Source organism: bacterium 336/3 (assembly GCA_001281695.1).
Classification (GTDB): Bacteria; Bacteroidota; Bacteroidia; order Cytophagales; family Thermonemataceae; genus Raineya.
The window spans coordinates 1,784,284-1,796,208 of sequence record LJIE01000001.1; the positions used below are offsets into that span (position 1 = coordinate 1,784,284).

Genomic DNA, 11,925 nt, shown 5'->3' on the forward strand with positions numbered 1-11,925 from the left:
ATATGGAATTCAATAGACCTAATTTACTTGTTGTTTGTGGAAAAAATAAAAAAAGAAGCAGAACAGCAGAATTTATATATAAAAATGATGACAGATTCCATATTCGTTCTGTTGGTCTAAGCCCTAAAAGCATCCGAAAAATTACAGAAAAAGATGTTGAATGGGCTGATTTAATTTTGGTAATGGAAAGAGAACAAAGTAAACATATCAAAGATATTTATCATTATCTGCAAATACCCTCTATCGAAGTTTTAAACATCCCTGATGAGTTTGAGTTTATGGATGAGGAGCTTATCGAAATATTAAATGAAAAAATTGAACCTATTATAGAAAAATATTTAGCATAAGTTTGCCTATTTTGATAGATTTTAAATAAATTTGAACATTAGAAATTTTCTTTCATATAATTCATAGGTAATTTCAATGAAATATATTTTATTTATTATATCTCTTTTCATTTTACATGATAGTTATAGTCAAGATTCTATAGCTTGTCGTAAAGCAATTGAATCCTTAGAGCCTAATTATCAGGGTGTTACTTCTAAAGGGAATCCGTATAGTATCAGAGCTATTAAAAATAAAAAACGATGGGTCATTATCTTAACAGATAGCTCTACCATCAGTGTCTTTCATAAAGTAAAAGATAGTTTAATTAAAAAAGAAAACATCAATCGAGATAATTTATGCATGATTGTCTCAAAAGGATGGATAAAACGTCATAAAGAACCTACTTTGTTATTAGATTTGACACTTTTTGGTTATTATAAATTTACAAAAGATGGTAGGAAAATGTATAATGCCTTAAATATTGGGAATGAATTTGAAAAAATCAATGGAATTGGTAAAAGCGTATTGTTGGTATTGGCTGCTCCATTTAAAATATTTGGAAAGAAAAATAGAAAGATGAAAGAAATGCAAAAAGAACTGAACAAGATGAAACAACAACAACAACAAATAGAGAAAAATAAAAAAGAGGTGGATAAAATGGAAAAAAATATTGATAAAATTAATAAAAGCTAAGATAAAACCATGATTGATTTTCTAAAGAAAAAAATATCTTTTGCTACTTTCATTTTATTTACTTGGGGCTTCCTTCTAGGAAGTGCAACCATTTGTTATACAATAGGATCTATTAGCTTGTTAGTTTATCATGTTCCTGCAAAGGAGTTCCCAGCTGCTTTTATGTTATTGGGAGTGATAATGCTTATTTTTTCGTTTATATTCAATTACTTACAGCGATATTTATCTTTTTTAAGTTTAGCCTTTATTATTTTATTATTTTTTATAATTGGAACATCGTGGGTATATTACAATTTAGGAACAACATTACATTATTATGCTGTTTTTGTAGGATTCGCATTTTTTCCTATTTTTTCAACAGTTGCCCAAACTCTCTTTTGGGGTGTTTTCAACCGATTATTTAATCTCAATGATTCTAGAAGATTTACCAATCGTTTAGGGGCAAGTTTATATTTCTCTGGAATTATATTTTCATTTATAACAATTTTATTCTTAAAGACAAGCTTTTTTAAACCAGAGTACCTTATTTTAGGTTCTTCTATTCTATTTTTGCTAAGTCTTTTTCCAATTAGAGCTATCAGAGGGCTTAAATTTAGTCAATCTTTGACACTCAACGCCCAAATTATTCATGCAGAAAATAATTTTAAGAAACTCATTAATAACCCATATTTTACTTCTATTGCCTTATTCATAGTTGTAAGTACTCTAATTACAATTTCAATTGATTATTTATTTATAGGAATAGCCAAAGACAGATATCTTAAAGATATTCCAGAAATTGTACAATTTGTTTCTATTGCATTCATAGCTATATTTTCATTGAGCTTTTTAGTGAAAGTTTTTTTATACCAAATCATTTTATACAGATTAGGTCCTCGATTTATTCTTTTTATCATGCCTATTTTAGTAGGTAGTTTTGTGCTGGTATTATTCTTAGTGGCAATTTTTACAGGTTATTCAATTAAATCAGAACGTTTCTTTTTGTTCTTTGTGATAGCTGCTATTACAAAAATCCTTAATGACGTATTAAAAGATGCTATTGAAACACCTATCTATAAGGCTTACTTGTTGCCAATTAATATCAAACTACGCTTTGATACCCAAATTAAGTTAGAAGGTATCATGAAAGGAATAGCTATTATAGTAGCAGGAGGAGGGATTTGGCTACTTGAAAAAGTACCTTTTTCAAGTAGAATATATGAAATTATATTAATTATGGTAACACTACTGATTCTTGTAAAAGTAGCATCAGTAATGTATAACCGATATAAAGAAGTTTTGAAAGACACTCTTAACAATAATGAAGAAATGTTGAGAGTCTCTAAAAATGCATCCAATATTAGTTATGCTGAAAAAATATCCCAAAATATTACACAACACCCATTACACGAAGTAATTTACTATCTTAATGTACTCTCTATTATTAATCCTATTTTGTATCGAAAAAAAATAATAGAGTTATTGACAACTGAAAATGCATCTATTCAGAAAATTAGCTTGTTTGATGCAAAAAATCTATGCGTTTTAGAGTCAATACCTATACTTAATGAGGTAATGGACTCTAAATATTTTCCAGTTTTAGAAAATTCTAGCTTAATAGCCTCTACCAATTCTTATTTGAAAGGTGCTGACTTCAGGCTTGAGAAAATTAAATATATAGAACAACTTACCTATTCAAAACTTAGTTTTGAACGAGCTTTTGGAGCATTACTATCTGCATACGCAGGTGACCAAATTCGTTCAAGATTACTTAATCGTCTTTTCAGAGATCCTATTTATAAGGTTCGATACAATGCTATTTTGGCTTCTGCCAATTCATCAAGTTTGGATTTACATCATAACCTTATTGATAAACTTGCAGATCCATTTTATAGTAATGCAGCCTTATCTGCCATTATTGCAACTGGTGAAAAAATATTTAACTCACTTGAATCTGCTTTTTATGCAACAGAGCAAAAAGAAAGTATCCAATTGAGAATCATGGAAGTATATGAGCGAATAGGCTCAGAAAAAGCGTTTGAATTACTTTTGAAAAAACTTACCTATCCCAACCAAAATATTAGCTCTAAAGCTTTGGATAGTATTAGCAGATGTGGCTACAAACTGCCTGAAGATAGAATGATTTTTATTAACAAAGAGTTAGAAGATGTTTGTGAAGTTGTAGTTTGGAATATGTCCGCTCATATAGATTTACAAAACTCGAAAACTTCTGCAACACTTCAAAATGCTCTAAAAGCTGAGATAAATGATAATATTAAAAAGATATTCAGTTTCTTATCCTTGATGTATGATAAAAACACTATAGATTTAGTGCAGAATAATATTTATAGTGAGAAGGATGAAGATGCAGAATTTGCTTCTGAACTTTTAGATGTAGTACTCAGCGATACACTTAAACCCATGTTACTACCTATTCTAAACCCTTCAGGCTTTGAGGATAAGGTCGATACCATGAAATACATTTTTCCTACACAACCTATGGAAAAAGAGGAGGTATTGTTGAATTTGGTACAAAGAGATGCAAAATATGTAAATAAATGGACAAAGGCTTGTGCTTTGAACGAACTATTGGGTTCTAAAAAAGATACAGAAGATTATCAAGATTTACTCATGGCACAAGCATTAAATCCCAATCGTGTTATTAGTGAAGTAGCTTTGATAGGATTAAGAGATTATTATTCAGACTTCTTGAAAAAAGAGCTCTCTCGTTTTGATAAAACAGCTAAATATCTTTATGTAAAAAATGGTCTTGAAAAAATAGAGGTTGTTGAAAGAAAATTTAAAGATTTTGTAATACCTATTATTCAATTTGAAATAGTTAAGTTCCTTGAAAATAATAGTATTTTTAAAGGAATGAGTGGACTTACATTGTGTGAAATAGCTCAAACCATTGAGATCCAACTATTCCAAGAAAATGATATTATTGCAGAATACGATTTAATAGATCAAATGGATTATTTCATTTTGTATCAGGGTAGTATGGAGAAATGGGAAAAAGAAACACAAATGGAAATCATGAAACCATTTGATTTTGTGAGTAGTTTATTTAAAGATTATAGTAATGAGACAAAAATAAGGTTAGTTAGCAAAGAAACAACCTTAATATTTAAAATAAAACGAGAATTGTTTAATGAGTTATTATCTTTTCATGAGCAAATACCTATTACAATTCTCAAAAATCATGATAAAATAGAAAGAACTATAAATATGTATGCTTGATGGAAGAACAAGTACAAGAAGTAGTATTTCAACTAACTTTAGAGGAAGCAAATTTAATTTTTAAAGCATTGGGAAAACTCCCTTTTGAGCAAGTTTATGAGCTTATAGGGAAACTTAATCAACAAGCAAATGAGCAATTAGGTAAATAAACATGAAAAAGTAATGAGCAGATTATTAAAAGTTTTTGTAAAAAAATACTCTGAAAGATACACTGATGATTGGTTAGATCTTTTTAGTAAGTATTTTATACACCTCTTTAAGCACTATCATCAGACAGAAGTAGTATTTCTTAAGTCTATGGATGAAGGGACAGATTCTGAGGGTACTTCGATAATGCTTCAGTTGCTTGGAGAAGATACAAGTTCTACCTATCAAAACCATATAGAAGAGTGGAATAAACAGTTTGAATTTTCTGTGCTTAAAAATTATGTTTATCATGTTTATCCACAAAATGCCCAACTGAGGCTTTATAGCAATACCATAAAACCTCTTTATTTACCTACTGAACTAAATGTAGAAGGAACAGAAAAAACTGAAATTATCAATCATTTTTTATTTAGTCTTGCAGAATCAGCACATCATTTAGTAAAAGATCTATTTACAAATACTATAGAAACTGAAGAAGAAATTAAAAAAGGTGTTTATCTTGCTCATACAAGCCAAGATGTAGCACCAATTAGGGAGAGTATGCGAAGAGAACTATATGCAATGGGCTTTGATATTTACCCCAAAGAAAATATTTTACAAAAAGAAGATACTGAACAAGAAATAAAAGAAAATTTGAAGAAATGTTTTATCTCTGTTCATTTAATAGGCACAACATATCAAGAGCAATTTTCGTATCAGAATAAACCTTTGGGTAAACTTGAAAACGAGATAGCAGCTCATTACTGTAACAGTCATCATGATTTTAAAAGGGTTATTTGGATAGCTTCTGAAAAAACAGAAGAAGAAAATCAGGCTTTGTACATGAATACTATTTTCAGAGATAAACAATTAAACAGAGGAGCAGATATCATTAGTTGTACATTGGAAGAGCTAAAAGGGCTTGTAGAAGAGAAAATACAAAAACAAACTCAAAATTTTGATAACGAACAACAAAATCATATTTATTTGATTTATGATGAAACAGCTGAGCAAGATGCTCTAAGTATTTACAATACAATTACTGAAAAAGGAGAATCAGTAGCACAAATTAATACTTCTAAATATGACGCAAAAGATGCTTGGATGCAAGAGCATTTAAGTAATTTGATGAATTGTAAGGCTGTATTTTTTGTCAATAACTCAAAAAGTCTCAAATGGTTTCATAGTAAACTGACAGATACGTTCAAAATAAAAAATATAGGAAGGAAAAAAGATTTCTCAACAAGAGTATTGTTGAGTAGAACCATTCAAGATTTACCACAAAATAGCTTATATGAAAGTGTTACGCTTATAAATATGAATGATGAAAATATATTACAAAACTTTTTGGTTAGATTTAACAACTAATAGATATGAAAACACTCAACCTTGATTTTGATAAAAAATCTGAGAAAGAAGTGATTAAAAATCCTTTTCCAGGTTTGAGACCTTTTAAATATGAAGAAAGTCATCTTTATTTTGGTAGAGAAAACCAAATAGACGAAGTACTTGGCAAGCTTGTTCAGAATAGATTTGCTTCTATTATTGGTACATCAGGTATTGGAAAGTCTTCATTTATTTATTGTGGGATATTTCCTGTGTTGTATGGAGATTATCCTACTGAAACTTCCTCAAAATGGGAAATTTTTACAATGCGTCCAGGTGTTTCGCCTATCAAAAACCTAGCCAAATCGCTTGTAAACAATGAATTAATTGATTTTGAAGATTCTGAAAAAAATGATCTTTCAGAAAATATTGAATATGCCCTTCTTACAAAAGACTCTAATGGTTTGATAGAATCCATTAAAAGTAAGTATCAGCAATTTCCAAGAAATTACTTGATTTTCATTGATCAATTTGAAGAAATATTCAGATTTAAAGATATTGATACACATTCTCACGAAGAAACACTTGCTTTTATTAAACTCATAGCCAATGCAGTGTATCAGTCGGAAGTGCCTATTTATGTGGCTCTTACCATGCGTTCAGATTTTGTGGGAGATTGTTCACAATACCCATATCTTACAAAACTTATCAATGATAGTCAGTTTTTGATTCCTCAAATGACTCGTAATGAGAAAAGAGAGGCCATCATGGGACCTGTAAAGGTCATGAATGGAACAATAGATGAAGCTCTTACTCAAAAAATCTTAAATGATATTGGAGATAATTCTGACCAACTCCCTATCATGCAACATGCTCTGATGCGTACATGGGACTATTGGCAAAGAACAACAAGTGGAAAAGATGCTATCACTATTACTGATTATGAAGCTATTGGTGGAATGAGCCAAGCACTTTCTATTCATGCTAATGAAGCATACAATGAGTTGAATGAAAAAGAAAAGAGAATATGTGAAAAACTCTTTAGAACTATTACAGAAAAGAGTAGTGAGGGTAGAGGTATTAGAAGACCAACCAAACTCAAAGAAATAGCATCTGTAGCAGATGCATCTATAGAAGAAGTTATAGAAGTAATCAACCATTTTCGAAGCCCAGAAAGGACACTTTTGATGCCTCCTTCGAATGTGAATTTAGATGGTGAAATGGTCATTGATATATCGCATGAAAGTTTAATGCGTATTTGGGTAACCTTGAACAAATGGGTAGAAGAAGAAGCTGAATCGTCCAAATCATATTTAAGACTTGCTGAAAATGCTGAAAAGCACCAACAAGGAAAAAATAGTTTATTGCGTTCTCCTGATTTGCAAATAGCTCTCAACTGGCGAGAAGAAGAAAAACCTACCTTGCTTTGGGGATTAAGATATCATCCTGCCTACGAAAGAACTATGCTTTATTTGGATTTTAGCCAAAAAGAGTTTGAAAGAGAGCAGAGAAACAAAGAGAAACAACAAAAACGACGTATTTTCTTAACAAGGCTCATTGCTGGTATTTTTGGTTTGGGTGGTATTGTAGCAGTGTTGTTATTGTTATTAGCAGAAGAACAGAGACAGCTAGCAGATAAAAAAACGATTGAAGCAGAAGAGCAACGCAAAAATGCAGAAAAGGAAAGTCAAAAGGCAAAAGAACAAGCTCTTGAAGCAGATAAACAACGTAAAAATGCTGCAGAACAAAGTAGGCTTGCACAATTAGAAAGTGAAAGAGCAAAAGAACAAGCTGCACTAGCAGAAGCACAGCGTAGAATAGCATTAACTAAAGAAGAAGAAGCTAAAAAACAAGCTGATATAGCAAGGTCTAATGCTCGTTTAGCAGCGATACAAAGTAAAATAGCAGAAGAACAAGGTAAATTGGCTAAAGTAGCAGAAGCAGAAGCTAAAAGACAACAACGTTTATCTATAGCACGTTCAATGGCTGTAAAATCATTACAGGAATCTGATTCTGTAAGAAAAGCTCTCATGGCTCAACAAGCATATAATTTCCATAGCCGTAATGGAGGATATGAAAAAGACCATGATATTTATGATGGATTGTATTATGCTCTTAAAAGTATAAAAGGAGAGTTTAATAGATATAATGTACATAGTGCCAATGTTCGCTCGTTTGTATCAAACCCTAACAATAACTATATGTACTCTGCAGGTAGTGATGGTAAAATTGTACGTTGGGACCCTCGCCTTGACAATGTTATTCCTGAAGTAGTGATTAATAACCCTGGTAAAGTACATAGAGCAGTAGCTATCAGCCCTGATAATAAATATTTGGCTTATGCAGGAGAATATTCTTTCATCAATTTATATGAGTTAAAAGATCTTAATGGAAAACCAAAAATATTAAAAACAAATACGACTCAGATTTGGTATTTAGCCTTTACTAATGATAATAAACTCATTTCTGTTGGTAGAGATAATAAAGTATTGGAATGGGATGGAACTACTTCAAGAGAAATTATCACTAGTGATTTCAAAATCAATGATGTAACAGTAAACTCAATCAATGGATTGATTGCTATAGGTAAATCAGATGGTACAGTAGTAGAAATTGATAGAGCAACTAAAGCACAGCAAATTGTATATCAACATCCTACTAAAATAGCTACTTCCTCTATTGAATTTAGTCTTGATGGAAAGTGGCTTGTGGTAGGTAGTGAGGATGGATCTTTGGCTCTCATAAACCAACAAACTAAAAATATTGAACATCTAACTAAACATAAAGCACAAGTAAACAATATAGCATTTAATCCTAAAAACAGTAATATGTTGGCAACAGGGAGCTGGGATGGAACTGTAAAAATTTGGAATCTATCTTTATTAAAAGAATCCCCAATAGTATTAAGAGATCATTACGATTGGGTTTGGTCAATTGCATTTAGTCCTGATGGAGAAAAAATATTTGCAGGTTGTAAAGATTTGATGGTAAGAGCTTGGCCCACGCGAGCTAGTAAACTTGCAGAAATGCTGTGCAAAGAAATAAAAAGAAATATGAATGAAACAGAGTGGAATACCTTTGTGGGTAAAGATATACCTTATGAAAATACTTGTGATAAATAACAGTTAATAACAATGAAAAAAAGATATTTAATCGGACTACTTTATTGTATAGGTATAGGGGTAAAAGCTCAAAACGACTGTACTACAAAGCTCAAACAAGCACAACAAACATACGAATTGGGTAGGATTAGTGAAGTTCCTGCTTTACTCAATGAGTGTTTGAAGTTTGGGTTTGACAAAACAGAAAGAATAGAAGCTTATAAATTATTGACACTCACTTATTTGTATTCAAATGAACAGGAAAGTGCTCAAAAGTCTATGAGGAATTTTTTAAAGCTTTACCCTGACTATCAAATTAATAAAATTGTTGATCCTCCTGAGTTTATCAGCTTGTACGAAAGTTTTCGTACAAATCCTGTTTTTCAAATAGCTATACAGGCTGGTGCAAATAGAAGTTTCATTACTGAAACAAAAAGATATAGTTTGGACTTGATAAGAGATAAAAAGAGCTTATATACAGGTGACATAGCCTTTCAGGTGGGTGTTGGTTTAGAGTTTGCAATTACTAAAAAGCTTCATATCAGTCCATCAGTTTTATTTGTTCGCTCTAAGCATAGCTATAATCATAATATTCTAGAATACTCTACATTAAATTTGATAGAAACTCAGAATAGAGTAGAAATACCACTTTTGGCAAGATATTATTTTTTTAATACAAAAAGAAAACCTTATTTACTTGCAGGTGGTAGTGCAAATTTAATGGTAGGAGCTACAGGAATTGCTGTAAGACAAGATGTGGTAGATGCTGACAATCAAAGACAAGTTTCTGGACCATCTATTGATATGACAGCACAACGAAGTCTATTAACCTATAGTGCTATTGGTGGAGCAGGAATTAAATTTGATAATATTATAGGAAGAAGTGATTTAATGCTTGAGTTTAGATATCAGTATGGTTTAGCCAATGTAACAAAAACCTCAGCAAGAGCTTCTAATCAAGAACTTGTATATGATTATGGTTATATTGATAGTGACTACAACCTTCATTATGCGTCTTTTACAATTAACTATATGATGCCTTACTACAAACCTAAATTATTAAAAAAAGCCAATAAGTTATGATTCGTTCATTATTATATTTTAATTTTCTTATATTTTGTTTAGGAGCTTGTGCTGTTGATGTAACGCCCAATGATTCAAAAGCTTATATTAAATTTGTTGGAAGCTCCAGAGATGAAAATATTAAAGCTACTCAACCTACTTCAGATGGTGGATTGATTTTAGTAGGTTCTACAACCTCATTTAGAGGAAAAGAGCAGGATTTAAACTTTTACATTGCCAAAGTAGATCAGAATGGTGATAAGCAGTGGCAAACAAATTGGGGTTTTAATTTAGCTGATGAAGCCAATGCTGTTATGGAAATGCCTAATGGAGATTTCTGGGTTTTAGGATACACAACTCAAGATACTACAAATATTACAGATTTTACTTTACTCACGGTGGCAAGTGATGGCACAGTTAAAGATACTAATTATTTTAAAACTCCTAACATTAGTAGTAAAGGCAAGTTTATCACGAAAGTATCTGATTTAGAGTTTTTGTTAGTTGGAGATGTATTTCAGCCTGAGCAAACCAATCAGAGTATAGACATGAAAGCATACAAAGTAAATGCTAATAGAGATTCATTAGCAGGGTATTCTTTAGGTTTATTACAAACAGATGATGCTTTAGTAGGAATGGCAAAAGATTCAGAAAATTTACTTTGGATAGGAGATATCAGGAGGCAATTACAAACTCCAAATATACCTAATAGAATAAGAGTAGCAATCTCTAATTTGTTTGGAACTGTTTCTGATGACTATATTTTTAGAGAACAAGATAAAGTTCAAGACAATGATAGAACGGGACAAGCTATTTATCTTGCTGATTCACAAACCTATGTAGTAGTGGGTACATCATCAGACTTGTCTAGTAATAATGAAGATGTTTGTTTATTAAAGTTTTCTATCAATGGATTGTTTGTGGATGATACTTCAATCAAATTTAAAAGAATAGATAAAGCTGGAGAAGAAGAAGGAAAGGGAATTTATCCTACCTCTGATGGAGGTTTTATCATTGTTGGGACTAAATTTGTAAAAAGTGAGGATACAGATGTTTATTTACTTAAAATAGATGCTGATGGTAATGAACAATGGTCTAAAACATTTGGAGGCTCAGGTTTAGATGAGGGTGTAGCTGTACGAGAAACTCCTGATGGAGGGTTTTTAATCTTAGCCAATATTTGGTTTAAAAATAATAAAGTAGCTGGTTTATATAAAACAGATAAACAAGGTGTTATCTTTAAATAAGATTAAATGTTACAGAAAAAAAAATGGATTATAACCTTATTCTTTTTACCAATAAGTGTATTATGGGCTCAAAACAAGCCTAATAATGCAACTATTGATAGTGTTTGGTTAAATAAATATCCATATTTTCAAGTTTGGAATAATTATATCATCAATCCTTATGGATTGGATATAGCCTCATTGAAAGAGCCAACAGCCTTACAACTGTTTGATATAACCAAAGGAGAATTGTGGTCACCTCCATTATTAAGATACGAGATATCATCTTATTTTGGAATGCGTGGCGATCATTTTCATCAGGGTATAGATTTAGCTGTACGGACAGGAGCTAAAATTCTAAGTACTTTTGATGGCATTGTTCGGATTGCCTCTTATGATGATGGAGGGTTTGGTAATTTTGTTGTTATTAGACACCTAAATGGTTTAGAAACATTATACGGACATCTGAGCTATTTGAGAGTAAAAATAGGACAAGTTGTAAAAGCAGGTGAAGTAATAGGTTTAGTAGGTAGTACTGGACTTAGCACAGGACCTCACTTGCATTTTGGAGTTTTATATTTGGGATATTTTATAAATCCAAACCTTATTTTTGATTTCAAAGATGCAGGTAATATTAAAAATAGGAAAGCAATTATTTTACCACAACATTTTGCTCATTTAGGGAACAACAATAAACTTATTATCAAATATAAAGTAGCCAAAGGTGAAACTTTGAAAGATATTAGTCGTAAATATGAAATCCCTTCGTCTGAGATAGCACAAGTAAATCAACTTAAAACAAAAGAATTGAAAGAAGGGCAAATTTTAGTTATCAAATTTTAGCT

Annotated in this window: 7 protein-coding genes and 1 pseudogene; all 8 read left to right on the forward strand. The window is 31.1% G+C overall.

Annotated elements, in window-relative coordinates; translation table 11 throughout:
* The first annotated feature begins 2 nt into the window (after nt 1-2).
* Nucleotides 3-347 carry a protein-tyrosine-phosphatase gene (locus tag AD998_08400; protein KOY86167.1) on the forward strand — a complete coding sequence of 115 codons (345 nt, stop codon included), beginning with the start codon at nt 3-5 and terminating at the stop codon, nt 345-347.
* Nucleotides 348-423: 76 nt separating this feature from the next.
* Nucleotides 424-1,020 (forward strand): hypothetical protein, encoded by a 597-nt coding sequence (locus tag AD998_08405; protein KOY86168.1) that lies wholly within the window; start codon nt 424-426, stop codon nt 1,018-1,020.
* A 9-nt stretch (nt 1,021-1,029) separates the two neighbouring features.
* Entirely contained in the window at nt 1,030-4,239 is a 3,210-nt protein-coding gene (locus AD998_08410) for a hypothetical protein (protein ID KOY86169.1), read from the forward strand.
* Nucleotides 4,240-4,401: 162 nt separating this feature from the next.
* Entirely contained in the window at nt 4,402-5,733 is a 1,332-nt protein-coding gene (locus tag AD998_08415) for a hypothetical protein (GenBank protein KOY86170.1), read from the forward strand.
* A gap of 5 nt (nt 5,734-5,738) precedes the next feature.
* Entirely contained in the window at nt 5,739-8,813 is a 3,075-nt protein-coding gene (locus AD998_08420) for a hypothetical protein (protein KOY86171.1), read from the forward strand.
* A gap of 12 nt (nt 8,814-8,825) precedes the next feature.
* A complete protein-coding gene (locus tag AD998_08425; protein ID KOY86172.1) occupies nt 8,826-9,875 on the forward strand; it encodes a hypothetical protein in 1,050 nt (349 codons plus the stop codon).
* Entirely contained in the window at nt 9,872-11,101 is a 1,230-nt protein-coding gene (locus AD998_08430; protein ID KOY86173.1) for a hypothetical protein, read from the forward strand. Before AD998_08425 ends, AD998_08430 begins: the two co-directional genes overlap by 4 nt.
* Before the next feature lie 93 nt (nt 11,102-11,194).
* Nucleotides 11,195-11,923 (forward strand): annotated as a pseudogene (locus AD998_08435) (hypothetical protein).
* Nucleotides 11,924-11,925 lie beyond the last annotated feature (2 nt).